The sequence below is a fragment of the Bradyrhizobium sp. USDA3010 genome (assembly GCF_056429065.1).
In genome coordinates, this window is record NZ_JBWJZD010000033.1 from 50,484 (window position 1) to 76,126 (window position 25,643).

24 protein-coding genes and 1 pseudogene are annotated in these 25,643 nt (G+C 62.0%); 14 read left to right on the plus strand and 11 right to left on the minus strand.

Going from position 1 to position 25,643, the window contains the following annotated elements; all coding sequences use genetic code 11:
• Positions 1-38: 38 nt before the first annotated feature.
• Positions 39-1,388: a PQQ-dependent sugar dehydrogenase gene (locus AC066Y_RS34560; protein ID WP_478277771.1), complete on the minus strand. Its 1,350-nt coding sequence runs from the start codon at positions 1,386-1,388 to the stop codon at positions 39-41.
• Positions 1,385-1,816 (minus strand): DUF2231 domain-containing protein, encoded by a 432-nt coding sequence (locus AC066Y_RS34565; RefSeq protein WP_478277772.1) that lies wholly within the window; start codon positions 1,814-1,816, stop codon positions 1,385-1,387. Before AC066Y_RS34565 ends, AC066Y_RS34560 begins: the two co-directional genes overlap by 4 nt.
• Before the next feature lie 252 nt (positions 1,817-2,068).
• On the opposite strand from AC066Y_RS34565, the gene fdhD reads away from it, so the two are divergent.
• The 3 genes from fdhD to cydB all read left to right on the plus strand — a co-directional run bounded on the left by fdhD (position 2,069) and on the right by cydB (position 5,443).
• Positions 2,069-2,893: a formate dehydrogenase accessory sulfurtransferase FdhD gene (fdhD, locus tag AC066Y_RS34570; protein WP_478277773.1), complete on the plus strand. Its 825-nt coding sequence runs from the start codon at positions 2,069-2,071 to the stop codon at positions 2,891-2,893.
• A gap of 148 nt (positions 2,894-3,041) precedes the next feature.
• Complete coding sequence (locus tag AC066Y_RS34575; RefSeq protein ID WP_478277774.1) at positions 3,042-4,451, plus strand: cytochrome ubiquinol oxidase subunit I; 1,410 nt, start codon at positions 3,042-3,044, stop codon at positions 4,449-4,451.
• A gap of 2 nt (positions 4,452-4,453) precedes the next feature.
• The gene (gene cydB, locus AC066Y_RS34580; RefSeq protein ID WP_478277775.1) at positions 4,454-5,443 is read left to right on the plus strand and encodes a cytochrome d ubiquinol oxidase subunit II; all 990 of its coding nucleotides are present in this window, start codon (positions 4,454-4,456) and stop codon (positions 5,441-5,443) included.
• A 221-nt stretch (positions 5,444-5,664) separates the two neighbouring features.
• Here the strand turns inward: cydB and AC066Y_RS34585 are convergent.
• From AC066Y_RS34585 to AC066Y_RS34595, 3 genes and pseudogenes are all read right to left on the minus strand, one after another.
• Positions 5,665-6,072, minus strand: a pseudogene (locus AC066Y_RS34585) (ferrochelatase); the annotation flags it as partial.
• Between the two features lie 72 nt (positions 6,073-6,144).
• Positions 6,145-6,636: an aminotransferase class I/II-fold pyridoxal phosphate-dependent enzyme gene (locus AC066Y_RS34590; RefSeq protein ID WP_478277776.1), complete on the minus strand. Its 492-nt coding sequence runs from the start codon at positions 6,634-6,636 to the stop codon at positions 6,145-6,147.
• Positions 6,637-6,862: 226 nt separating this feature from the next.
• A complete protein-coding gene (locus AC066Y_RS34595) occupies positions 6,863-8,110 on the minus strand; it encodes a cupin domain-containing protein (protein ID WP_478277777.1) in 1,248 nt (415 codons plus the stop codon).
• Between the two features lie 224 nt (positions 8,111-8,334).
• Between AC066Y_RS34595 and AC066Y_RS34600 the strand changes: the two genes are divergently transcribed.
• Both AC066Y_RS34600 and AC066Y_RS34605 read left to right on the plus strand, forming a co-directional pair.
• Positions 8,335-10,650 (plus strand): FdhF/YdeP family oxidoreductase, encoded by a 2,316-nt coding sequence (locus AC066Y_RS34600; RefSeq protein WP_478277778.1) that lies wholly within the window; start codon positions 8,335-8,337, stop codon positions 10,648-10,650.
• 23 nt (positions 10,651-10,673) lie between these two features.
• Complete coding sequence (locus AC066Y_RS34605; protein ID WP_478277779.1) at positions 10,674-11,081, plus strand: thioesterase family protein; 408 nt, start codon at positions 10,674-10,676, stop codon at positions 11,079-11,081.
• A gap of 112 nt (positions 11,082-11,193) precedes the next feature.
• Here AC066Y_RS34605 and AC066Y_RS34610 read toward each other — a convergent pair whose 3' ends face one another.
• Positions 11,194-11,883, minus strand: a complete 690-nt coding sequence (locus tag AC066Y_RS34610) for a helix-turn-helix transcriptional regulator (protein ID WP_478277780.1) — start codon at positions 11,881-11,883, stop codon at positions 11,194-11,196.
• Between the two features lie 57 nt (positions 11,884-11,940).
• Entirely contained in the window at positions 11,941-12,390 is a 450-nt protein-coding gene (locus tag AC066Y_RS34615) for a DUF305 domain-containing protein (RefSeq protein WP_478277781.1), read from the minus strand.
• A 223-nt stretch (positions 12,391-12,613) separates the two neighbouring features.
• Between AC066Y_RS34615 and rpoH the strand changes: the two genes are divergently transcribed.
• The 9 genes from rpoH (at position 12,614) to AC066Y_RS34660 (ending at position 21,945) form a co-directional block, all read left to right on the plus strand.
• The gene (gene rpoH / locus AC066Y_RS34620; protein ID WP_478277782.1) at positions 12,614-13,516 is read left to right on the plus strand and encodes an RNA polymerase sigma factor RpoH; all 903 of its coding nucleotides are present in this window, start codon (positions 12,614-12,616) and stop codon (positions 13,514-13,516) included.
• 227 nt (positions 13,517-13,743) lie between these two features.
• A complete protein-coding gene (locus tag AC066Y_RS34625) occupies positions 13,744-16,926 on the plus strand; it encodes an efflux RND transporter permease subunit (protein ID WP_478277783.1) in 3,183 nt (1,060 codons plus the stop codon).
• Positions 16,923-18,188 (plus strand): efflux RND transporter periplasmic adaptor subunit, encoded by a 1,266-nt coding sequence (locus AC066Y_RS34630; RefSeq protein WP_478277784.1) that lies wholly within the window; start codon positions 16,923-16,925, stop codon positions 18,186-18,188. Before AC066Y_RS34625 ends, AC066Y_RS34630 begins: the two co-directional genes overlap by 4 nt.
• Before the next feature lie 290 nt (positions 18,189-18,478).
• Positions 18,479-18,724, plus strand: a complete 246-nt coding sequence (locus AC066Y_RS34635) for a hypothetical protein (RefSeq protein WP_478277785.1) — start codon at positions 18,479-18,481, stop codon at positions 18,722-18,724.
• 149 nt (positions 18,725-18,873) lie between these two features.
• The gene (locus tag AC066Y_RS34640; RefSeq protein ID WP_478277786.1) at positions 18,874-19,035 is read left to right on the plus strand and encodes a hypothetical protein; all 162 of its coding nucleotides are present in this window, start codon (positions 18,874-18,876) and stop codon (positions 19,033-19,035) included.
• 36 nt (positions 19,036-19,071) lie between these two features.
• Entirely contained in the window at positions 19,072-19,854 is a 783-nt protein-coding gene (locus AC066Y_RS34645) for a hypothetical protein (RefSeq protein WP_478277787.1), read from the plus strand.
• Positions 19,855-20,486: 632 nt separating this feature from the next.
• A complete protein-coding gene (locus AC066Y_RS34650; protein WP_478277788.1) occupies positions 20,487-20,777 on the plus strand; it encodes a hypothetical protein in 291 nt (96 codons plus the stop codon).
• Between the two features lie 23 nt (positions 20,778-20,800).
• Positions 20,801-21,208 (plus strand): CidA/LrgA family protein, encoded by a 408-nt coding sequence (locus AC066Y_RS34655; protein ID WP_478277789.1) that lies wholly within the window; start codon positions 20,801-20,803, stop codon positions 21,206-21,208.
• A 20-nt stretch (positions 21,209-21,228) separates the two neighbouring features.
• Complete coding sequence (locus AC066Y_RS34660) at positions 21,229-21,945, plus strand: LrgB family protein (protein WP_478277790.1); 717 nt, start codon at positions 21,229-21,231, stop codon at positions 21,943-21,945.
• Positions 21,946-22,663: 718 nt separating this feature from the next.
• Here AC066Y_RS34660 and AC066Y_RS34665 read toward each other — a convergent pair.
• The 4 genes from AC066Y_RS34665 to AC066Y_RS34680 form a co-directional block, all read right to left on the minus strand.
• Entirely contained in the window at positions 22,664-22,996 is a 333-nt protein-coding gene (locus AC066Y_RS34665) for a cytochrome c (protein WP_478277791.1), read from the minus strand.
• A gap of 10 nt (positions 22,997-23,006) precedes the next feature.
• Positions 23,007-24,248, minus strand: a complete 1,242-nt coding sequence (locus AC066Y_RS34670) for a molybdopterin-dependent oxidoreductase (protein WP_478277792.1) — start codon at positions 24,246-24,248, stop codon at positions 23,007-23,009.
• Positions 24,249-24,291: 43 nt separating this feature from the next.
• Positions 24,292-24,522, minus strand: a complete 231-nt coding sequence (locus AC066Y_RS34675) for a hypothetical protein (RefSeq protein WP_478277793.1) — start codon at positions 24,520-24,522, stop codon at positions 24,292-24,294.
• A gap of 230 nt (positions 24,523-24,752) precedes the next feature.
• Entirely contained in the window at positions 24,753-25,643 is an 891-nt protein-coding gene (locus tag AC066Y_RS34680) for a LysR family transcriptional regulator (protein ID WP_478277794.1), read from the minus strand.

Genomic DNA, 25,643 nt, shown 5'->3' on the forward strand with positions numbered 1-25,643 from the left:
GTTTCCACGCCCGCCTGGACCGCACGTTGGTTTGATCGCTACGAAGCCGGTTTCGGCGTAGCCGATTCGTCAGCCGATGAGACGCGCCACACCGCGTTGCCGACGTCGTCGGCAATCAGCAGTGCACCACTGCGATCCATGGCGAGGCCGACAGGTCTGCCATGGGTGTGGTTGTTCGCATCAAGGAAGCCGGTGACGACATCCTGCGCCGGGCCGGAAGGCTTGCCGTCCTTGAAGGGTACGAAAACGACCTTATAGCCGTTAAGCGGCGTTCGATCCCAGCTGCCATGTTCTCCGACGAAGGCGCCGGCCTGATAGTTAGCAGACAGATTGTGGCCGGAGGACATGACAAATCCCAAGGGAGCCACGTGGGAGCTGAGCGCATAGTCCGGCACGGTCGCTTTGGCAACGAGATCGGGCCGTTGCGGTTGAACGCGCGGATCGAGATGCCGGCCATAGTAGCTATACGGCCAGCCGTAAAAGCCTCCGTCCTTCACCGAGGTGAGATAGTCCGGCACCAGGTCGGGTCCGATCTCGTCGCGTTCGTTGGCAATCGCCCAAAGCTTGCCGGTCGTTGGTTCCCACTGCAGGCCTGTCGGGTTGCGCACACCGCTTGCGAATATGCGATGGGCACCGGTAGTGCGGTCAACCTCCCAGATAGCGGCGCGCTCATACTCCGCCTGCAGGCCGTTCTCTCCGACATTGCTGTTCGACCCGACGCCGACGTAGAGCTTGGATCCGTCCGGGCTGGCCACGAGGCTCTTGGTCCAATGATGATCGATAGGGCCACCCGGCAGATCGGTCAGCCTGGTGCCCTTGGCGGTGATGCTGGTCTGTCCGTCCTGATACGGATAGCGCATGATCGCGTCCGTGTTCGCGACATAGAGATCGTTGCCGACCAGCGCGACACCGAACGGCGAATTGAGGTGATCGAGAAACACCGTCTGCATGTCGGGAATGCCGTCGCCATTGGTGTCGCGGAGCAGCGTGATGCGATTGGCGTCCTTCGCCTTGGCGCCGGCGAACCACTGCACCACGCCGGTGATCAGATCCTTGGGACGGAAAACCGGCGCCTTTGGACCGTTGCTCTCGACGACCAGCACGTCGCCGTTCGGCAGGACGTAAACCGATCGCGGGTGCTGCAGCCCTGCGGCAAGCGCGTGGACCTGCAGCCCCTGCGGGACCTTGGGGGTCTCGGACCCCCATCCCACCGGTGTCGCAATCCGGATCGGTGGCAGCAGATACTGTTGCAGCGGCGGCAGCGCCGGATTTGCGCCGATCTGGAGCCTTGGGTCACCTCCGGTATTGTTGCAGCCGGCCAGACCCAACCCGGCCACAGCGACCATGATGGCAGCAACCCGCGGCAAACTCGTCGTGACTTCGGTCATGCCTTTGCTCCGATGCGATAGCGATGGGTCAACGTCCAGCCGGAGGACATCGCGAAAACCATAACGACCAGGACGGCACCAGAGAGGGTTAGCCCCGTGGGAACCACGGCGGTATAGCCGTCCCGGCTATGGACAAGGACATTGAGAATGGACAGCGCGACCGCGGCCGCGTAGGCCAGCGCGCGGATCCAAGCCGGTCTTTGGTTACGAAAGAGATCGACCACCGCGGCCAGCGCGACGAGGGCGGCCATGACCAGTCCACCCGCGATCAGCCAGACGGAAAACCGGTACCACATCACCTCGGCGGTCCTCCAATAGGCCAGGTCGGTCGCGAATGCCGCCGCGAAGTAGGCGACCGGGAATGGCACCAGCATCTGGTGAATGGGTCGTCTGGGTGCACCGGCACCCGTACGTTCCGGCTTGGTCATGCTCGCATGCTCCATGCATTGAGTTAGCTGTCATTAAGCCCGGAATGGCGATCGGCGCGGCCCGGTCCGCCTGATTGGGCTTGGCTCCGATATCGTCGTCGACCGCCGAATGATCTTTCGAATTCGCACGCAGCAGCGCGGATCGATTGCCCGAAGGCGCCGCCGTGCGATCAAGAAAATGCGATCGCGGTACGAAAACGTCTTTCGGGAGGCGCGGCTATCTGAACTGGTACGTACCTGGAAGGAGCGGTCATGATCGCCGATAGTTCGCTACAGCAGCGCGCGAAACTTCTCTGGCGTGGTGGAAACCCCACGCTGTCATCGAGATATGTAGCCGAGGAGAGAGCGATTGCGCTCACCTTCGGCGGATCTGCCAACGCGGTGATGATGGCTACGCCGGCCGATCTCGAGGATTTCGGGGTTGGCTTTGCCCTGACCGAGGGCGTCATCGAGCAGAGGAGCGAGATTGCCAGCATCGAGATCGTGGAGAGCAACGTCGGAATGGAGGTTCGGATGTGGCTGGACCGACACCGGGCGGACGAACTCTCGGCGCGTCGCCGGGCCATGATCGGTCCGGTCGGCTGCGGATTGTGCGGAATCGAAAGCCTGGAGCAGGCCTGTCCCACGCCACGGCAGGTATCGAGCACGGCGACCTTTCGTGCACGCGACCTGTTGAACGCCATGAGCGCTCTCGCGCCGCTGCAAGAACTCAATCAGAGGACGCGGAGCGTGCATGCCGCGGCCTTCTGGCAACCGCACAAGGGCATAGGTCTGGTGCGGGAGGATGTCGGCCGTCACAACGCCCTCGACAAGCTCGCCGGTGCGCTGATGCGGGAGAACATGGTTCGGGCGGGCGGCGCGATCCTCCTGACGAGCCGCGTGTCGGTTGAGATGGTGCAGAAGACCGCGCGGATCGGGGCCCCTGTCCTCGTCGCGGTCTCGGCACCGACCTCGCTCGCAGTCGAAACGGCCGACCAGGCAGGCATCACGCTGATCGCGGTCGCCCGTGCGGATGGATATGAGATCTTTACCCATCCCGATCGCCTCATCTTTTCCGACTGCCCGATCGCAGCGTGAAGGCCGCTCGCCATACGGGATCTTCGGCCGGATCCCGCGTGCAAATGCGCAAAAATCCATTCGCGCCGGAAAAGGCCGTGGTGAAGCGCCCCCTACCTGCACCAGGACGGGATCTATGCGAGGCCCGTGAGGGGAAAGGATAGCTCACATGGATGCAACGGCGCTTCTGCTATCGCGAATACAGTTCGGCTTCACCATTTCATTTCACATCATCTTCCCGGCCTTCACCATCGGTCTTGCGGCCTGGTTGACCGTCCTCGAGGCGATGCACATGCGAACGGGCCGTCCCGTCTATCAGGCGCTGTTCGAATTCTGGCTCAAGATCTTCGGCGTCGCCTTCGGTATGGGCGTTGTCTCGGGAGTCGTCATGGGATTCCAGTTCGGGACGAACTGGAGCGTTCTGGCGAAGATGTCGGGACCTATCCAGGGTCCACTTCTCTCCTACGAGACCTTCACGGCGTTCATGCTGGAGGCCAGCTTCTTCGGAGTCCTCGTGTTCGGACGCAAGCGAGTGCCGCCAAGGTTCTATCTGTTCTCCACTGCGATGGTGTCGCTCGGGACCACCTTGTCCGCCTTCTGGATCATGACCAACAACAGCTGGATGCAGGTACCGGTCGGTTATGTGCTGCAGAACGGTTACTTCGTACCGGACGATTGGACGAAGATCATTTTCAATTCGGTCGTATGGTCGCGCTTTCCGCATATGCTGCTGGCGGCGTATCTCACCGGCGCATTCTGCGTAGCTGCAACCGGCGCATGGTACGTGTTGCGCGGCGACCACTACGCCGAGACCAGGGTGATGCTGCGGATGGGACTGTTCCTCGCAGCGCTTCTAATCCCGGTCCAGCTCGTGTTCGGTCACCTGGTCGGCGACTACGTTCACGACTACCAGCCGGCAAAATTCGCGGCCATCGAGGGGCGTTGGCATGACGAGCAGCCTGCGAGCGAAGTGCTGATCGGGCTTCCCGATCCGGCGACAGAAAGCAACAAATACGAGATCAAGGTGCCGATCCTCGGCAGCATCATCGCCAGCTCGAACCTGACCTCGAAGGAGGTGGGATTGGCCGATTTCGCGCCGCAGGATCGCCCGCCGGTGCTGATACCGTTCGTGACCTTCCGCATTATGGTCGGCTGCGGGCTGATCATGCTCGCGATCGCGTGGTTCGGGTCCTATCTGAGCATCAAACGGCGTCTGCGCCGAAACCGAATCATGCTTTGGGCAATCTTTCTCAGCTTCCCGCTTCCGTTCATCGCCATTCTGACCGGCTGGTATGTTGCCGAGGTGGGACGACAGCCCTGGACGATCTACGGATTGCTGCGAACTGCGGACGCCGTAACGCCGTTCCTGACTGCGCCGGCGGCGCTGACCTCGCTCGTGCTATTCGGAGCGATTTATCTCTTCATCTTCTCCTTTGGCACATTCTACATCTATCGACTCTTGCGCACCGGTCCGACGCGCCTCGTCGTCGAGCCGCCGAACGGCGCCTCTCCAAACCGCCCGATGTCGCTCGCCGACCCGGAGTTCATTCAACCAGGTTACCAGAGCGCGGGAGAATAGAGATGGTCTTGTTCTGGGTTGCTCTTCTGGCCATCAGCATGTTGATCTATTTGCTGCTCGACGGGTTCGATCTCGGGGTCGGCATGTTGTTTGGTTTCGCCGGCAGCGAGGCGGATCGCGATACGATGCTCGACACTGTCGCGCCGGTCTGGGATGGCAATGAGACCTGGCTTGTCGTCGCCGGCGTGATCCTTTGGGGCGCGTTTCCACTTGTCTATGCCACGCTGCTGTCGGCCTTCTATCTGCCGGTCATCATCATGCTGCTTGGGTTGATCCTGCGCGGCGTTGCCTTCGAGTTTCGCCACAGGGCGGCGCGGCAGTTTCGCTGGATCTGGGACGTAAGCTTCGTGGGCGGGTCGTTCGCTGCGAGCTTCATGCAAGGCGTGACGGTCGGAGCCTTGGTGCAGGGCCTGAAGTTCACCGACGGGGTCTATGTCGGCGGCATTCTGGGCTGGCTCAGCCCATTCTCGCTGTTGTGCGGCGTCGGGCTGTGTTCAGGCTATGCTCTTCTGGGCGCCAGCTGGCTGGTGCAAAAGTGCCGGTCGAGCGTCCGTGACACGGCTCGTCGCCAAATTCCCGGGCTCGCGCTCGCCGTCCTGGCGTTTCTGATCGTCGTCTTCGCGCATGCCCTGATCGAAAACCTCCCTATCATGCATCGCTGGCTCGACCGGCCCTATCTGTTTGTATTTCCGGTGGTCGGAGCCGCCGCCGCGGTCATGCTAGCGAGCAGCATCCTGCATCGCGACGATCGCTGGCCGTTCGCCGCCGTCGCCATCATCTTCGTCGCGGCGTTTGGAACGCTGGCATTGTCCTTCTGGCCCTACATGATCCCGTTTTCGATCACGATCGACGAAGCGGCAGCGCCTCACGCCAGTCTCGCCTTCATGTTCTGGGGCGAGGGCCTCTTCGTCTTCCCCTTGATGGTGCTGTATGTCGCGATCGGATATCGGGTGTTCAGAGGCAAGGTCGGGGGCGCGGAGGGACATCATTGATCAGGGCGAACTCTTCTCTAGCGATCCGCTCGCGCAATTGTGCGCGGTCGAGCAGCATGCGGCTGCCTACCTGCATTTGAGACCGCGTGACCCGGACCCATGGAAGGTGAGGTCTGAAGCCGCCTTCGTTGGAGCGAATGAACCGAAAACGCTTGAACATGCCCATAGACCTGATCATCACCTGGATTGTAATGTTTGGAGTTATCACCAGCCTGGCTGTGCTATCCCGGTGATCGTCGCGCTCTGCGCATCGTGGTTGCATCAGCCGGGTGTCGAAGCGGCATGCCATGAAAGGACGCTACGATAACGTCGGGCTCGAGGGCGGCGCTAAGCAGGCCCTCGGTCATTGAATCCGCGATTGCATCGATATAAGCCGCTTCTTCGAAATGAGGCGCGGCTATGTGCAACGCCGGTTGATGTCGCATGGCTGCAAGGACCTCGAAGAGCTTGTCGCATGCGGTTGCGCTCGAGGCGGCTGAATACTGCGGATCGAGCGGGACGAAGGGGATTCGATCGCATCCTTTCGCCTCCAGGCGCTCGATGGCGGCTTTCAGGGACGGATTTCCGTATCGCATCCCCCACTCGACGACGACTTCGCAAGGTGGTTTCCGAGCAGGCCCTCGCGAATAGACTGCTGCAGCTTTTCTGCCTGCGACCTCGTTATGGTCTTGAGCGGCGCTTCGTACTTGCGATGATTTCGCTCAGTAGCCGGCCGCGGCTAATGTCAATCCGGGGCGCTCCGAAGGCTGGTGCCGCTTTGCCAGGGGGAGACCGAGTTCCCGCCAGACGCAGACCATGGAGTCGACCAACTGTTCGACCAGCCGAGCATCATGTGCCGGCGTCGGTGTAATTCGCAGTCGTTCGGTGCGCCTGGGGACGGTCGGACAGTTGATTGGCTGGATATAGATGGCGCATTGGTGGAGCAAAAGCTCGCTCGCCCGCCTGCACAGCTCGGGATCCCCTACCATGAGCGGCACGATGTGCGTTTCGGTTGGCATCACGGGCAAGCCGGCCTTGCGCAGAGCGCATTTGGTGGCTGCTACGGACATGCGCTGCGCGTCGCGCTCGCCGTGCGATGCCTTGAGGTGGGTTATCGACGCTCTCGCTGCGGCAGCAACCGCCTTGACGGGCCAGCGCGTCGGAAGGCCCGGCTCGGGAAGCCACGGCGCCGTCAGCGTCGCCGTTTCGCACAATCGAGGGATCGAAGCTGTCGATATCGATCGAGCTCTCTGCGGATCTCTGTATCCATGGACGCAGAGTTAAAGGTCACGCCGGTTGGCCACAATGCGGGAGGTCCGTCGAAACTGGCCAAAAGTCCGTCGATATTGGCCAGCCTCGACCCGGAGGCGCGAATAGGGGAGAATCCATGGCTTGCAGGCGTTCGGAATTCACCCAACCGATCGTGCGAAATGCTTTGCCTTACCGCCTCGGCATCACACCCGGCGCATCGTCGGGCCAGCTCGCGATCGTGGCGTCGTCGACATTGAGATGCTGCGCCACGAGCTTCGGCGGCGTATGCGCGAGCCAGTTTGAGAGGGAGACTTCCTCGTAGTGCGGGGATCGGAACACGCCGATGAATTGTAGATCGGTGTCGCCGACGTTCTCGACATAGTGCCCGAGGTTGCGCCGGACATAACCGATGTCGCCGGCATTGAAGTCCATCGTCAGCGCGTTCGGACCGGTGTCAAACACGGTCATGCGCGCCTTGCCCTTGATATAATACTGCCACTCGTCCGCATTGGGGTGCCAGTGCATCTCCCTGATGCCGCCCGGACGAACTGTGACCAGTGCGGCCGACACTGCCGTTGAAACCTTGAAATTGCTGCTGTCGGCGATCTGGATGCTTCCTGTATCGGACGATTTGAACGGACTGGAGGACCCGAGCGGGAAGATGAAGGGATGAGTGGCGACGGGGGCATCCTTTTGGATGGCGGCGCGGTCGCCGGCAAGGTCGCCGGGGACGGTGCCCTGGAAAATCCAGAGGTTGTGCAGCGGGATCCTGGCGAATGCGTCGGCCGGAACGCCGAAGTTCTTGGCCAGGATCTCGGGCGGTGTATGAGCGAACCAGTCCGAGACGAGCAAGGTGTTGAATTCGTCGGCATGCCCATCATCGAAGCAGATCACGAATTCGCATCCATCCGGGCCCAGGCCCTGCAGTGAATGCGGCGCTCCCGGCGGGAAATACCAGAGATCGCCTTCCTTGACGTCCGCGACATAGGGACGACCGTGCGCATCGAGCACCGTCACACGGCAGGTGCCATAGGTCATGATGGCCCACTCGGCGGCCTGGTGCCAATGCAGCTCGCGGATGCCGCCGGCGGTCAGGCGCATATTGACGCCGGAGATCTCCTTGGAAATGGCGAAATCGGCAACTGTGACCTGGCGCGCCCATCCGCCATTCTGGATGCGTTTCGGCGCGTTGTTGAAGGACGCCCATGGTGTCGGCATGCCGCCGACATCGGTGGCCGGGGGAGATTGCGCGGAAGGAAATTGATTGCCCAGAACCTCACTCTGCGGGCCCGGATCGCGGAGATTTCCCGGGCCTTTCGCGTTGATGGCGCCCTGGGGCGGCTCATCCGGATTGCCGAAGGAGCCGGCCTTCGCTGCGGACACTGTCATCGCCGCGCCCATCGCCGAGGCCGCCAGCAGGTTTCGTCTCGAAATCATGATCGCATCTCCAGGAAGATTGCACCGCCGAGCCGTCAACAGCGGTCTCTCTCCATGGAGTTAGGAAAACGCCGACAAGTACCAATCCAGAGAGGACGTCAGCTTTTCGAGAATGCACTACGATATCTCCGGTCTGGCGCGCCGCCACGAGCCGGCATTCTTGAAAGAAAGCCGGCAGCCGGAATTGCAAATGTTCTGCATCGGTACCCGCAGAGGTTCTTGCGATGTCGGAACGGAAGACAATTCGCCCCTATCATCATCCGGCTGGTGGGTGGGGTGCACTCAAGGCGCTCAGCGAACATCTGATCGAGCAGCGGATTCCGCTCAAGGGAGCGACTACGCTCCGATGCATGAATCAGCCCGCAGGGTTCGACTGTCCCGGCTGCGCCTGGCCCGATCCGAAACACACCTCGTCATTCGAGTTCTGCGAGAATGGTGCGAAAGCTGTAGCGTGGGAGGCGACCGCCAAGCGTTGCACGCCGGAGTTCTTCGCCGCGCACTCGGTGACCGAACTTGCCACCTGGAGTGACTATGATCTCGAGATGGCAGGCCGCCTCACGCATCCGATGGCCTACGATGGAGCGACGGACAGCTACCTCCCGGTGAGCTGGAACGAGGCGTTCTCGATCATCGGTCGCCATCTGAAGGCGCTGCCAGACCCGAACATGGCGGAGTTCTACACGTCCGGCCGCACTTCGAACGAAGCCGCCTTTCTGTATCAGCTCTTCGTGCGCGAGTACGGCACCAACAATTTCCCCGACTGCTCGAACATGTGTCACGAGGCAACGAGCGTCGGCTTGCCGCAGTCCATCGGCGTGGGCAAGGGGACGGTCTTGCTGGAGGATTTCGACAAGGCCGATTGCATTTTCATCTTTGGCCAGAACCCCGGCACCAACAGCCCGCGCATGATGACCAATTTGCGCGATGCCGCCCGCCGTGGCGCTTCGATCATCTCGTTCAATCCGTTCCGTGAACGCGCACTGGAACGGTTTCAGGCCCCGCAGAGCCCGGTCGAGATGGCGACGTTGGGCTCGACGCAGATCAGCTCGCAGCTCTACCAGGTGCGTGTCGGCGGCGATGTCGCCGTGATCAAGGCCCTCATGAAAGTCCTGGTCGATGAAGACGCTGCGGCGCGAGCGCGCGGCGAGCAGGCCGTTCTGGACTGGGATTTCATCCGTGACCACACCCGCGGCCTTGATGAACTGGCAAGTGACCTGAGGGCCACGCAATGGATCGACATCGAGCGTTACTCGGGGCTCAGCCGCGAAGAGATCGAATATGCCGCCCATGTCTACATGAAAGCCGAGCGTGCGATCATCGTCTATGGCATGGGCATCACGCAGCATCGGCGCGGCGCACAAAACGTCCAACAATTGGCGAATCTCGCGCTTCTTCGCGGTCACATCGGCCGTGAAGGCGCGGGCATCTGCCCGGTTCGCGGCCATTCGAACGTGCAGGGAGATCGTACGGTCGGCATCACCGAGACACCGTCCGGAGATTTCCTCGATCGGCTGGAATCCCGCTTTGGCTTCAAGGCACCTCGTGCGCACGGTCACAATGTCGTTACGGCGCTTGAAGCGATGGTTCGCGGTGACGCGAAAGTGTTCATCGCGATGGGCGGCAACTTTGCGGCTGCAATTCCCGATTGGCAGCTGACGCAAGATGCGCTCAGGCGGCTCGATCTCACGGTCCACATCTCGACCAAGCTCAACCGCAGTCACCTGATTCACGGGCGCGATGCCCTGATCCTGCCCTGCCTTGGCCGCACGGAGATTGACGTCCAGGCGACCGGGCCGCAGTCCATCACCGTGGAGGACTCCATGTCGATGGTGCACGCATCGGCCGGTCGCAACCAGCCTGCCTCCGAGCATCTTTTGAGTGAACCCGCGATCGTTGCCGGCATGGCCCGGGCGACGCTGGGGCAGTCCTCCGTCGTCGACTGGGACGGCTTCGTCGCCGACTACGATCTTATTCGCGAGGCGATCGAGAGCGTGTTGCCGATATTCCAGGCCTACAACGCTCGGGTTCGGATGCCCGGCGGATTCCATCTGGTCTCGACCGCGCGCGAGCGCATCTGGGTGACACCCGGCGGCAAGGCCAATTTTCTGGTCTTCGAGGGCCTCGGCGAAGATCCGATCGACGATCATCCGGAGACGCTCTGGCTGAGCACAATCCGCAGCCATGATCAGTACAATACCACGCTGTATTCGCTGTCCGATCGCTACCGGGGCGTCTACGGCCAACGCGACATTGTGTTCCTCAATCAGTTCGAGCTGGACAAGCGCGGGCTCGCAGACGGCGATCGCGTCGATCTGGTGACCGTGTCGACGGACGGTCGAGAGCGGCGGGTGCGCAACTTCCGCGTGGTCGGATACTCGTTCCCGAACGGTTGCTGCGCGGCCTACTACCCGGAGACCAATCCGCTTGTGCCGCTCTATGCGCACGATCCCCTCAGCTTCACGCCGTCTTCCAAGGGTGTCCCGATCCGGATCGAGCGCGCCGGCGCCAACGTTACGGACGGGTCTGCGCCACAGGACTGAAGCGATCAGAGGAATTGAGACAGATGAAGCCGAACACGAATATCGCCATCGGCATGGCTGCCGCCGTGTCGATTGTGGTCACCACCGATATGACGGTCGGGCATTTCGTTCCGGGCATGCCGCAAGTCTATGCGACCCCGATGATGATCCTGCACATGGAAATGGCCGCCGGCCTCGCGGTCGCAGCCGCCTTGCCGCCGGGCTACGTCAGCGTCGGCATGTCGGTCGATATCCGGCATCTGGCGGCCACGCCGATCGGCGGTCGGGTACGCGCGCTTGCGCGCGTCAAAAGCGTTGGCGCAAAGAGCGTTCTCTTCGAGATCGAGGCGTGGAATGATCTTGAAAAGATCGGTGCCGGAACCCACCGCCGGGGGATCGTGAATGTCCCCGAGTTCGAGAGACGGTTCGGCGTTCACCAGACCGTGGCCTGATGACGCCGCTCCGCTGCTGGCAGCGGCGCGGTCATTCCACAGGAAAGCCTCGAAATCGATGGGGCTGGTTCCAGCTGCCGTCGCCTGGCTCACATCGGCAGACCGGGCGCTGTCACAGGAGATCTGTGGCGGTCAGCCCGAGCTCCGACCGCGGCGACATGTGGTTGCCGACCCGCCAGCACCGGGGCGTGCATCCCGTAAACCGTTTGAAGACGGTCGTAAAATGGGCTTGGGTCTGGAAGCCGACCGTAAGCGCGATCTCCATGATCGGCATCGTGGTGTCCCTCATCAATTCCGCAGCGCGTCGAATACGCCGCCGCAGCAGGAATTCGTGCGGGCGAAGGCCCGTCGCCACGCGAAATTGAGAGGCGAAGTGCATGCGGCTGAGTCCTGCGATGGCAGCCAGATCGCGCGAGGTCATCTTCGACGATATGCTGGCATCGATGTAGTCGACGACACGTTTGAGCCGCCATTTCTGCAGCCCCTGGACATGGCGGCCGCGAACCGTGGCCTGATCGGCCCTGGTCAATTGCCCCTCGGCAGACCCCAGACCAAACTGTCTGACCGCGATCGCGAGCCGGAGCGCCTCCATGCATTGACGATCATTGTTGTGCGTAGCGACCTTCAGGGCCTCAAGCAGCGACCGAACGACTTGATCTCTGGACTCTGTCTCGGCGGCCGCCGGCGGAAGGGGCGACAGGCGGCGGCCACCTGCAACGGACGCTGAACGTCCCGCCTCGTTGCCGTTTGGGGCGGGATGCGCCAGCAATTGCCGAAGGGGATCATGGATCTGGACGGACATCTTGAATCGCTCCGGATGAACAATGCTGTCAAGTCTTCACGATGTGGCGAGGTGCCATCAATTCGATAAGCGCGCGGCAGCCTCCGCGCCGGTCGATGGCATCAAATTGACGGCGGCCGGCAGCGCGTGACGCAGGGATGAGATTTCCAGCTTCTGCTGGCTTACCATTCTCCTGGCGAGCTGCCGAAGTTCGTAGTTGTGGCCGTACTTGATCTCCGCGCTCGCCATATCGATCGTGCCCTGATGGTGAGGGACCATAACATTGACGAAATCACGATCGATGTCGTCCGCCGGCATCGTCAGCATGCTGCGGCTGATGTTGCTCATGGCAAGGTCGATATCGAACAGAAACTGCTGCTCGTCCGCATCCTTCGTGCGGGCTACGGAACCGGGCTTCGGATTTTGCGCGAGAGCAAATGATGTCGCCATGACCGATAGGCTGGTTGCTAGCGAGATAGCGCGTCTGCGCACGAATCCACGGGAAAAGAACGGCACATCGAACTCCATGGCAAGCTAATGTGGTCGGTGTCACGCAGACGAGTGCGTGTTGCTGCCTTGAAGATGCCAAGGGGGCGCGATCAGCTCAATTAAAAATGGTTTTAAGGTTCGGCGAGCGAGACGCGTCAACGCCGGTTAAACCCGAATTCAGATTTCTTAAGCTCAATTTAGTGGCCGCCCGGTCTGCGGTCTTCCTACAGTTGAGGTGCCGGACCCAACGTAGGAGCAGCAAATGCAGGCTCAAAAGGCCACCGCCAATGTCACCGGAGTGCCAGCACTGCAGTCGGCTGGCATTCTCGCCTATTCCGCAGCCATCAGGCGCTTCGACCTGCTCGAGCGCGGCCGGGAGCAACAGCTCGCGCGGCGCTGGCAGGAGCGGCGCGACAGAAGCGCGACCGATGAACTGGTTACGAGCCATCTTCGCCTCGCCGCCAAGGTGGCGCGCGGCTACAAGGGGTACGGTCTTCCCATCGCCGACCTGATCGCGGAAGCCAATCTTGGGCTCGTGATTGCAGCCTCCCGCTTTGAACCTGGACACGGCGCGCGGTTTTCGAGCTATGCCGTGTGGTGGATCAAGGCGACCGTCCACGAATTCATCTTGCGCTCGTGGTCTCTGGTCAAGATCGGCACGACGGCAGCGCAGAAGAAGCTCTTCTTCCGGCTGCGCGGCGAAATGAGGAAGCTCGCAGGCGAGACTGTGGCGCTGACGCCGGAGGTTGCCCAGGCCATTGCGGACAAGCTCGAGGTGACCGTCCGCGACGTGATCGAAATGGATAGCCGGCTCGGGGGCGATCTGTCCCTGAATACCCGTATCGGCGATGGCGATCGGTCGACAGAATGGGAAGCGATGCTTCTCGATGATGCTCCGGATGCGGAGGAGATCGTCGCGGAGCATGACGAGACGACCCGCAGGTCGGCGGCGCTGCGTGCCGCGCTGGAGGTTTTGACCGAGCGCGAGCGGCGCGTCTTCGAGGCCAGACGGCTCGCGGAGCCTCCATTGACCCTTGACCAGCTCGGTTGCGAACTGTCGATCTCGAGCGAGCGGGTGCGACAGATCGAGACGTCTGCATTCGCCAAGGTCAAGCGCGCGACGATACAAGCAACCCGGGCATCCGGCGAGGGAATGGCTGCGTGAGGCGCACGAGCATCGAGCCTGTGCGCCGGTTTGCGCAGGCTTGTCTCGATGTGAGCGGGAGCGGCGGCCGATCACGGTTGCGCGATGCCTGACCAAAAGGTGAAATTGCGCGATGGCTTCGTCATTTCATCTTTGCGCGACCGAATTCCAACTTGATTGAGGTGGCTGGCCGATCGACGGGGTGTCCTGCCGAGCGTTTTGCTCCGCCTGGCGCGCAGGGGTTTTGAATGGGAATCGTCCGATTTGCGTTGAGGTTTCCGCACACCTTCTACGTGGTGGCGGCTCTGATCCTGTTCCTGGGCGGTGCGGCGCTGTGGTCGATGCCGACGGACATCTTTCCGGAGATACGTATCCCTGTGGTGACTGTCATCTGGCAGTACACCGGGCTGTCTACGCCGGAGATGGAGCAGCGCGTCAGTACATACAGCCAGTATTCCATCAGCGCCAATGTCAATGGCATCAAGAACATGGAGTCGCAGACCCTCAACGGTCTGTCGGTGCAGAAGATCTATTTCCAGCCCGACGTCAATCTCGACCTTGCTATCGCGCAGATCGTCTCCGCGACCAACTCGATTCGCGCGCTGATGCCGCCGGGCATCCAGCCGCCGATCGTCGTGCAGTTCAATGCGTCGAGCGTTCCCGTACTGCAGCTCGCCCTGAACTCGGACAATCTCAATGAGCAGAAACTCTATGACTTCGGCATTTATCGTGTCCGGCAGCAGCTTGCGCCGGTTCCCGGCGTCACTCTGCCCACACCGGCCGGCGGCAAATACCGCCAGATCATGGTGGACATCGATCCCGACAAGCTCTTGTCCCGAGGCCTGACGCCGCTCGATATCGTCAACGCGGTGAATACTCAAAATCTTACGCTGCCTTCCGGCACCGCGAAAATGGGAGACATTCAGTACACGGTGCGTACCAATGCGACGCCAGCGACCATCGACGACCTCAACAAGATCCCGGTCAAGTTCTCGAATGGCGCCACCATTTTGCTGAAGGACGTTGCCCAGGTGCGCGATGGCTCGATGGTGCAGCAGAACATCGTCCGCGAGGACGGTCGTCGCTCGGTCCTTCTCAGCATCATCAAGAATGGCAATGCCTCGACGCTGGCAGTCGTCAACGGCGTGAAGAAGGCGTTGACTGCGGTTCGCGCTGCCGCACCTCCCGGGCTCAAGATCACGGAGTTATTCGACCAGTCGGTCTTCGTGACGAATTCGGTGAATGGCGTGCTCCGGGAAGGAGCGATCGCGGCCGGGTTGACCGCCATGATGATCCTCCTGTTTCTGGGTTCGTGGCGCTCGACCCTGGTGGTGATGATTTCAATCCCGCTGGCGATCCTGTCGTCGCTTGTCGTGCTCTACTTCCTCGGGGAAACGTTGAACACAATGACGCTGGGCGGCCTCGCCCTGGCCGTCGGAATCCTGGTCGACGACTCGACCGTCACGATCGAGAACACTCACCGGCTGTGGACGGAGGAGGGCATGTCGCTCGCGGACGCGACCCTGCATGGCGCGGCCGAGATCGCGGTACCCACGCTGGTGTCCACCCTCGCCATCAGTTGCGTGTTCACGTCGGTGGTGTTCCTCGAGGGGCCCGCCAAATACCTGTTTACGCCGCTGGGCCTCGCCGTCGTGTTCGCGATGCTTGCGTCCTACGGGCTGTCGCGGACGCTGACGCCGATCACGATTGGTTTGCTGCTGAAGGGCGAGCGCCGGCACGTCCACGGCGAAGTCTCCGACGGGCTGTTCTCGCGCCTGTCCAACGGTTTCGAGCGCAGCTTCGAGCGGCTGCGTGACGGCTACTCCCGGCTTCTCGGATTGCTGCTTCGACGCCGCGCCGTTGTGCCGATTGCTGCGATCCTGATGCTCGGCCTGGGCGCGGTGACGCTAAGCCTGGTGGGAAGGGATTTCTTCCCATTGATCGACGGTGGCCAGATCCAGCTCCATGTCCGCGCGCCGGCGGGAACTCGGATCGAGAGTACGGAGGCCATATTCCAGAAGGTCGAAGACAAGATCCGCGAAGTCATTCCCGGGAAGGATCGTTCGCTCATCGTCGACAATATCGGGCTGCCGGCGCGGGCGTATAACCTGGCCTTCGCCGACGGCTCGACCATCGGCGTCAATGACGGCGTCATTCTGATCTCGCTCCGGGATGGTCACAAGCCGACTGCGGAGTACGTCAAGAAGCTGCGTCAGGTCCTGCCGGCATCGTTCCCGGAGGACACTTTCTATTTCCAGGCCGCCGACATCGTCACGCAGATATTGAACTTCGGACTGCCGGCGCAGATCGACGTTCGGACTGTCGGCTATGGAGCCAACAATCTGGCGGTCGCCAAGGAGCTTCAGAAGCGGCTGGCCGCCATTCCGGGTATCGTCGATGCCCATCTCCAGCAGGAAATCGATGGTCCGGCGTTTTATGCGGAGATCGACAGGACCCGTGCCGCCCAGCTCGGCCTAAACGCCAGCACGGTCGCGACCAACATCAATGTCAGCCTCAGCTCGTCGGTGCAGGTGTCGCCGAATTTCTGGACGGATCTGAGCTCCGGCATTCCTTACTACCTCGCCGTGCAGACACCGGAATACAAGGTCAATTCGCTCAATGAGCTCGCCAACACGCCGGTGTCGACGTCGCTCGCCGCCAGTGGCCAGACGGTGCCGGGCATGCTCAGCAACATCGCGACCTTCAAGCGCGATACGGTGCCGACCAACGCCAATCAGAGCAACGTCCAGCCGGTTTACGAGGTCTATGCCAGCGTGCAGGGCCGCGACCTCGGCGGCGTCGCGGCTGACATCGGCAGGGTCACTGCCGAGCTGCAAAAGCAATTGAAGCCCGGCAATTCGATCCAGGTCCTCGGCCAGATCCAGAGCATGAACGACTCGTTCCGGGATCTCGGCATCGGGCTCGTGTTCGCGGCGGTGTTCGTCTATCTGCTGATGGTCGTGAATTACCAGAGCTTTGGTGAGCCCTTCGTGGTCATCCTGGCTTTGCCCGCGACGCTCTGCGGCATCGTGACCATGCTGTTCATCACCGGGACCACGCTCAATGTCCCCTCATTGATGGGTGCAATCATGTCCGTCGGTGTTGCGTCGGCGAACTCCATCCTGCTGGTGACCTTTGCGCGCGAGCAGCAGCTGAAGGGGCATTCCGCCTTCGAGGCGGCACTGAGCGCCGGTCGCACCCGGATCCGGCCAGTGCTGATGACGGCCGCCGCGATGATCGTCGGCATGATCCCGCTGGCGATCGGTGGTGCTGGCGAGGAGCAGAACGCGGCACTCGCGCGCGCCGTGATCGGCGGACTGCTGTTTGCAACGCCGACAACCCTGCTCATCGTCCCTTATCTGTTTGCCATGCTGCGTAAGGGAAATGATGGAAAGCCGCGGCATGGCGTGTTCGAGGAATCTGAGGCATGACAGAGATAGATGTGCGGCCCGACCAGACGCTCAACGACCTCGATCGGCCGAGCGATGGAAACGGACGTTTCCTAAGGACCGAGGACAGGCCCGGTCGGCGATCCGGAGCTGCCGTGTTCGGCTCGGCGGCGCTGGTCTTGCTCGTCGGAGGGCTCGCCTTGGGTGGCTGGCGTCATTATCAAGCCGGGCGGGACGTGGCCGCGACGTCCGAACAAGCGCGGAGGTTTGTGCCCGAAGTCCGGGTCGCAAGTGTCCGCGCCAGCGACAGCAAGATAAACGTTACCTTGCCGGCGACAACGGCCGCCTTCGAAGCTGCCAACATATTTGCCAGGACCAGCGGTTACGTCGAAAAGCGCTACGTCGATATCGGCGATCGGGTGAAAGCAGGAGCGCTGTTGGCCGAGATCGTCGCGCCTGAGCTCGACCACCAGGTCGCGCAGGCCCAGGCCACGCTGGCGCAGACCGAGGGAACCCTGCAGCAAACGCAGGCGAGCCGCGAACTCGCCGAAGTCACCAACGCGCGCGACAGCGGTCTCGTCAAGCAGGGATGGCTGACCGCCCAGCAGGGCGACAATGACCGCCTGACGCTGCGCGCACAGCAGGCGGCCGAGGCAGTGGCGAAGTCGAACATCGCGGCTCAGCAAGCCCAGATCAAGGTTTTGCAGCAGGACAAGGCCTATCAGCGCGTGGTGGCTCCGTTCGACGGCGTGATCACCCAGCGCAACATCGACAATGGCAGCCTCGTGCAAGCCGGTTCGACATTCATGTTCACGCTGATGCATGCGAACGTCATCCGCACCCAGGTTTTCGTTCCCCAGGACGAGGCGTTCGGCGTCCAGCCGGGTGTTGATGCCGTCATCCGGGTTCCGGAGATTCCAGGGCGGGTGTTTCCGGGAAAGGTCACGCGGATCGCCACCGCGTTGCAGCCCGGGAGTCGCACGTTGCTAACCGAGATCGACGTGCCCAATCCGGACGGTGCGCTTCAGCCGGGCATCTATTGCACCGTCGAGCTGTTCATTCCACGCAAGACGCGGTCGATGATCGTCCCTGCGGACGCCGTTGTCTTCGATGAAAATGGCCTGCATGTTGCAGTCGTCGATGACGGTGTGGTTCATATGCGCAAGATTGCGATCGCCCGAGATTTCGGAACGGAGGTCGAGGTGCACCAGGGCGTCAAGCCGGGTGATCAGGTGATTCTCAACCCGATGCTGAACCTGACGGAAGGAAGCCGGGTCTCCGTTCGCGGACCGCAGACTAGCTAGCTCGGCGCGGTCGGCGATGGATGCTCACGGTTCGAGGACAGGCCGATCAGCGGCGCGGCTTGATGATCAGCCTTTTCCGATTTGGACTCGCGAGCACGCCGCGCGATCCGTGATGTCAGTCAGCCTAGTGAAGATCGCCTTCGCTGACCCTGCCTTGACTGAGCAAAGAGGATTGTGGACGGCTCACGGCTGATTGAGGAGCTGTGAGCAACTCTTGCATTCGGATTTCCGCATCAATCCGCACCTCACTTACAGGGCAGAGATGCTTTGTATTTGAATGGAGAAGGTTGATGACAATGTTGAAGATCTTGTCGGCGGCACTGATTGCCACCGCGATGTTTGCGTCGGCTGCAAGCGCACGTGAGAGCCACATGCGCGAGCGGCACGCCGCTCATCATGCGAGCGACTTTCCGTTTGCTGATGGAATCGACGGCCATCCCTGGATTTCCGTACCATCCGTTGGCGCCGATAGTGCGGCGCCCTCGGACCAGCCGGGCGGGATCTGCGACCACGGAGACGACCCGCAGATTTGCTGAGGCGTCCGGCCCTGCGAGCCTGAGGCCGGGCTCGCCTTCGCCGGGAGGGTTGAGGGGTGCGGGAAGAGCTGCTCGGCGGCTTGTCTTGGAAGGATTCATCCTTGGCGATAATTTCTGCTTAGCAGCCTGCGGGGAGCGATCTGCCCTGCATGGCCGCAGCGCCACTTGTGTCGACGGGATTCGTCGGGGCCGGACTGGCGAGGTCCATCGAAATGCTTTCGCTGCATGCGGCCGTGTTCGGGGTTGGCACGACGTCCGGTGCGGGGCTGATGCTGGTCTCGGCCGTGTCGGCATCGGCCGTTGGCGACTGAATGGTTCCCGGTGGCGGTCCTTGCGGGACGGCGGGCGTGGAGGCCGGCAAGGCCGCAGCATTGGTCAGCGTGCTCCCGGGCGCCGCCGTGCACGAGCTTCCTGGTGTGGAGCCAGCGAGTATCGACGCTGGTGCGACCGTGCCTGTTGTGCTGCCGGTGACCGTGCCTACGATGGTCACGGGCATGGCCGCCGGCAAGGTCGGCGACAAGATTGTACCCGTTGTCGGTGCGCTCGGCCCCAACATGCCGGTGATGGTACCCATTGGGATTTCTGCGCTCATCGCCACCGTGGGACTCGCGGAAACGCTGCTGCTCGTGGAAGTGACGCTGTCCACGGACGGCGAAAGCTCCACTTCGGTCGGCGCGCAATTCACGCTCGTTCCCGGAAGTGTCGGATCCTGCGCCAGCGGGGGCGCCGCCAGAGTGGTTGCCGGCGCACCGGGAATGGTCGCGGCCGAGAACAGACTCGTGAACGGACTTGGCCCTGCCAGCGGAGACGACACAATCGCACCCGGTGTTGTCGGAATGGCCATGGCGGTCGTGCCCATGGTCGAGACTTGCGCCAGACAGCTGCCACCGCTCAACAGAAGGGCCGCCGTCGCACAGATATGTTTACGCATTCGAAATCCCAGACGCTCGATTGTCGAGGTAAACGTAGGCACCGGGGCCGATCAATCCAATTCACTTTCGAGAGCGGAGCGCGCTGGCTCCGGGCAGTTGGGTGCCGACAGCGCGCCCGCGACCCTGATCAGAGATTTTCAATTCGCTGTCATGATCCTTGCCGGAGCGCATCTACGTCCTAGTCTTAAGCCCGGATGATCTAATCATCGGAGATGCCCTCCTGAGGAACTGCGGTCTGCTAAGGTGCTACATGCAACGAATTCCATTCATACTGATCTGCATGGCAGTCTCGGCTTGGGCGTCGCCTGGTTATGCGGTGCCGGTAGTCCCCTCTGATCCTCCAATGAGTGCCGGAAGGATCGCTCGCCTTCCATCCGGAATCAGGAGGGTTGTTTGGGCCAGGTGCGGCGCCAATGCTGAAGCAGGTCACTACTTCGCGACATACGACGATAACTCAAACGTCGTTCGGCTCGACTATTCGCTCCTCCAGTGCCCGAATGCACCCGAACCTTGCCAAGGCTCCAACTGCATACAGACATTCGTCCGCCACGCTGGCCAATATGTGCTGTCCAGGTCCGGCGGCAATCGTGCGTCGCGGCCGCATCCGCGGCGGAATCTGCCGTTGTGGCACCCTCGCAGGTCTACGTGACAGGAACTGCGCATTGTCGCGGATCATCCGTCTGAGACGACGAAATCCAACTGAGGTCGTCTACGTCCGCCGTACCGAGTCTGTATTCCTTGTCAGGATCGCTCTCGCGATCGTGCTCGGCGCGGACCGCGCGTGACGCCTACTTTAAGTTCAGGTCATCTCAACGCCTGGAACACGAGTCATGAAACTGTTGTCCCTGTTTTGCTTCACACTTTGTCTCACCCTCTCCGCCACCACGGCATTTGCCCGCGGCGGTATGGGGGGATCCATGGGATCGCACATGTCGATGGGGGGCGCGCTCGGTACGAGTGCCGCCACGCCGGGAACGAATTCTCTGGGTACTGCGCTGCCGTCGTCCGGTGGGATCGGCCACGCCATGAAAGGGCCGCTGCTCGGCACGAACCCAGCCATCGACAAGGAGGATGCGCGGCTTGAAAAAATGCTGGAGGGGTCGATCTGTCGCGGATGTTGAACTCGCGCACGGCGCCATAGCAAATGATCGTCCCCGCGTTTCTTGTTCTGCTGGCGTGCGAATTCGCCGGCGATCTGCTTCACCAGGTTCTTGCGCTTCCCGTACCGGGACCGGTGATCGGCATGTCGATTCTGGCCGCCGCGCTGGTCTTGAGAATGGAAGGGCCGGCCGCGAAGTCGCCGGTGATTGCCGGCGTGGAGCACGCTGCTGAAACCTTGATCCGTCACCTGGGGCTACTGTTCGTGCCGGCCGGCGTAGGTCTCATTGCGGAGACTGGAGTACTGCGGGCGGAATGGCTGCCGATTGCCGCGGGCCTGATCGGATCGACATTGCTGAGCCTTGCCGTCACCGGGTTGGTGATGCATTGGAGCATTCGCCGCCGCGCCGCGAGGCGGTCGCCGGACACCGTGCGGGGCGTGAAGACGCGTTGAACGACGTCAGGCTGTTGTCAATGCTTGCAATCGATCGTCTCTGGATTTCGCTTGGTGCGACGCCCGTGCTCTGGCTCGTGGTAACGCTGGCGGCTTACGCCCTCGGTAACGCGCTGCAGCGGGCCTGCGGTGGTTCGAGCTTCGCAAGCCCGGTGCTCACGGCCATCATTCTCGTAGCTTGCACCGTCGTGATGACCGGGACCGATTACAGGGTCTATTTTGCGGCAACCCAGCCCATCAATTTTCTGCTCGGCCCGGCAACCGTCGCCTTGGCCGTTCCGCTGGCGCGAAGTGTCCGGCTCATCAAGGAGAATCTTCTGAGTGTTGGACTTGCATTGCTGGCGGGCTCCGTCACATCGATCCTCAGCGGGATTGGTCTGGTGTGGCTCCTTGGAGGTTCACGCGCGGTTGCGTTCTCGATGGCGCCGAAAGCGGCGACCACGCCGATTGCGGTCGCGGTCTCCAGCCAGGTCGGTGGCATTTCGGCCCTGACGGCCGCACTCGCGATCCTTGGCGGTATTGTAGCGGCAGTCGCCGGTCGGAAAATGTTGACCGCGCTGAACATCCACGATTGGCGAGCCCACGGTCTTGCGGCCGGAATTGCCGGGAGCGGCGTCGCGGCGGCGCAGGTCGCGGCACGCAACGAGCTTGGTGCCGCATTCGCCGCGGTTGGCATCGGGTTAAACGGCGTCCTGATCGGACTCGTTGTTCCGCTTGTCGCCCAGTACTGGAAATAGCTGGCGCGGATTGTTGTCCTGAGCTCTTGTGCGTGCGCTGGTTCGAGTCGTTGCGGCCTCGAAGGCGATCGCCGGCGCCGCGACGGACGCGATGCCGGTAATGTGATATTTCGTGCAGCCCGTGCAGATTGGGATCACGAACGACGCGCATCACTTCCAGGAGGTGAACAACTGGAGAAAGTTCGATGCGTACTCTTTTAGCCGTAGGCTTCTTGATCTCACTGACCGCATGTGCGAGCGCGGCTCCCTTGCATGGTACCCACACCCGACATCGGGCCATGACGCATCATGGGCAAACCGTATCGCTGGGGGACTTCACCGTCCCGAGGGAGTCCTATGCGGCCGCTCGACCGCAGACCTACTACGACGACACGCCCAGCTACGACGATCCATCCAAGCTCGGTGGCCAGCCTCCCGCGATGTGATCCGCAGGATCCGGTCGCACGTCCCGTACGCCGCGTCGATCGTGCAAACGACCTCGGGTGATCTCAATGCGTTGTCTTCTGGCGTTTGGTCTTCTGCTGATTTCGTGCGCCGCTTCCGCGGCAACGCACGGTCCGGTCGCCCCCGCGGCACGTGCGCACGGCCATCGACAACAATTGGCAGCTCCGGGTGCGGCGTTGTCCGTCCGTCCTCGCTTCGCCATTCCCGGTTGGACGGATGAAGACACGGAGCGCTGGCTGGACAACGCCAGCTCGGGCTGGTCGCAGGCCTGACGCTAGTTCGTCCCCTTGGTGTTGACGAGATAGTCGACGATCGCGGGTACATCGCTCTCGTCGATGGGCGCTCTGTAGAGCTTGATCATCTTGCGGACCTCGGAGTCCCAGACGGACCTGGAGAGGGCAGGCTGGTTCAACACCATGTCCGCGGAGTGACAGGCCAGGCAGTTGTTGTTGATGGCATCCGCGCTGGATTCACCCGGAAACAGCGCATCGCCCGCAGGAAGCTCCACGGTTGTCGATGTGATTGCCGGAGCGGGCTGGACTCGGGCGGAGGTCGGCGTTAGCAGGGCAGCCAACGAGGCGCCAAGGGCAATGATGGCGTGGCGCATGAAATTGCTCCTAAATGGCGGTGATATGGGCCGTCTCGACGGCATTGAGCATGAAACCGCTGTTGTTCCAGTTGGGCATTGCGGGCTGAACGTCGCCGCTCAGATTCGTGCAGCGGACCATGAGTGAATGATCGCCCTTCTCCAACAGGGGGACGCTCATCTGCCAGCGGCGGAAGCTGTACTTTCCGAAGTCATCGCCAAGTGTCGCGAGCTGCCAGGTCCGGCCGTCATCCATCGAAAGCTCGACCTTGGCGACGCCAGTGTCGCCTCCGAAGGCAATCCCGCGGATTGTTGCGCTGGCGGCGGCTGGAAGTAACGCATTTTCCGCAACATTCGTGAAGAAGGACCGCGGCACCATCCGGCTGATCGGAACCATCTTTACCCCGGTCTGGCCCGGCGCGATGTTGGCGTGCGGCGTATCCGGAACGGTATAGGCAGTCGCCATCCAGTAATTGTCGTCCGCGCGATCAAGGACTTCGATGTCGCTGAGCATCTTGACCCAATAGGTCGAGTACCATCCGGGCACGATCAGACGTAGCGGAAAGCCGTTCAGCAACGGCAGCTGCTCGCCGTTCATCGCGAAGGCGATCATGACTTCGCCGTCGCGCGCGTGATCGATGTCGAGCGACTTTCGGAAATCGGGCGCTTCGGGTACCACTGGCTCGTCCAGTCCGTTGAAGCGGACCTGGATCGCGCCTGGCTTGACGCCCGCGCGGTCGAGCACATCCTTGAGCAGCACTCCCGTCCATCGCGCATTGCCCATCGCGCCATGAGCCCACTGCGCACCGGGGACACGAGGTGAAAAGAAGCCTCGGGAATTGCCCGAGCACTGATTGACGGCGGCAAGCTCCACGCGAGGCAGCTTGAGCAGATCGCCGATCGACAACGACAGCACTTGATTGACGTGACCGCTTACGGAAAGCCTGAAGGCCGCTGCATCCACCGATGTCGGGATCACGGCCCAGTGCCAGCGCACGTAGAACTGGTCGTTCGGCGTGAATACACCGCGATCGAACACTTCCATCGGAGTTTCCAGCAGCGGTGGCCGGGTGCGCTGCAGGATCATTGATCCCTTCTGCGGGAAGTCGTCCGTCAGCGGCCGCTGCCGCGGACCGCCGGCAATCGGCAGCTCCACCGATTGATCTGCCCAGGCCGACGAGGATGCAAGCGCCATGCCCGCCACTCCGATGGTGCGAAGCATGGCACGGCGAGTCAGAGCTTGAGAGCGTGCTTGGTTGCGATGTTGCTGCATCGAGAGCTCCTGTCGAGGTGACGCATACACTTTCATGCATCGCTCATCCGAGGATCATGTCTGCGAACGGATCTGCGACCTGCTGCTGCGGCGGCGCCTGATGGCTGCACGGCAGATGCCGGTTGCTAAAGCGCAACCGCTCATGCGAGTGAATGATACTCCCTTTGCTCGAAAAATGCATTTCGTTGTGGGCCTGCGCGAGCGGCGCACCGAGTACCGAAGCGGTGGTAGCCAGCACGACAATCGCGAGGAATGCGCGGTACGAACCGATCATTGTGAATCTCCATCTCGATGCTTCCGGCAGGCGGTGTTCGATGTGCCTGTCGCTTCTCTAAGACGTAGGCCGCGGCGCGGCAGCAATCCAACGAGATGATGAGATCGTTCCGATCGCCGGACACGATTGAGTGCGCACGGACGGTAGTGCGCGGCGACAACGCTCGCGGCGTTACCGGCGAGGCATCAGTTCAATTGTCGCAGAAGTGTCGCCCGCGGTCGCAGGTCTTTCTACGCGGCAGCGCCCGCAGCGATGCTGGACATCAGCGCGGCCTCGGCCTTGCTCACATGCCGCTCCTTGTGACGCAAAGCGTAGAACGAGCGCTTCGCCAGTTCGCCTTCCAGCTGGAACAGCCGCTTCGCCGCAATCGCCTTTTCGACCACCAGATCGGAGATGGCCGCGGCACAGCGGCCGGTCTCGACCGCCGTTCGAATTGCCTCGTTGGAAGCCAGCTCGAGCTGCACCGTCAAGTCGGAGAGGCGTACCCCGCGTTTCTTCAAGGCCCGCTCGAACATGGCGCGCGTTCCGGAGCCCGACTCGCGAAGGATCCATGGTGTTCTGATCATCCAGTCGGGAGGAAGCGACTGCTGGGTCGCCAACGGGTGTTGTGCGCCCACTACAGCGACCAGCGTATCGGTGTCGACGCGGCGGGCGGACAATGCAGGATCGTCGACGTCGCCCTCGATGAAGCCGACATCCGCCATGCCTTCGCGAACGTCGGTCGCGACCTGTTCGGTGTTGGCGATCCTGACTTCGATTTCGATGCCGGGATAGGTCGCCTGAAATGCCAGCAGTCTCGCCGGTAGCCAGTAGCTGCCGACCGTCTGGCTGGCGGCAATCACAAGCTTTCCGGCCGTGAGCCCGGCAAAATCCCGCAGCATCTGCTCGGCTGCATGGGCACGCGCCAGCACCGCCCGCGCTTCGTTGAGAAAGCAGCGGCCCATATGTGTGAGAACGATGCCGCGGCCCACCCGATCGAACAGCTTGACCCCATAACGCCCTTCGAGCGCGGCGATTGCCGCGCTCGTGGCCGATTGTGTCAGATTCAGCTCGTGCGCGGCTTGTGTGACGTGCTGCTTGTCGGCGACCGCGGCAAAGATCCGGAGTTGTTCGAGCGTCAT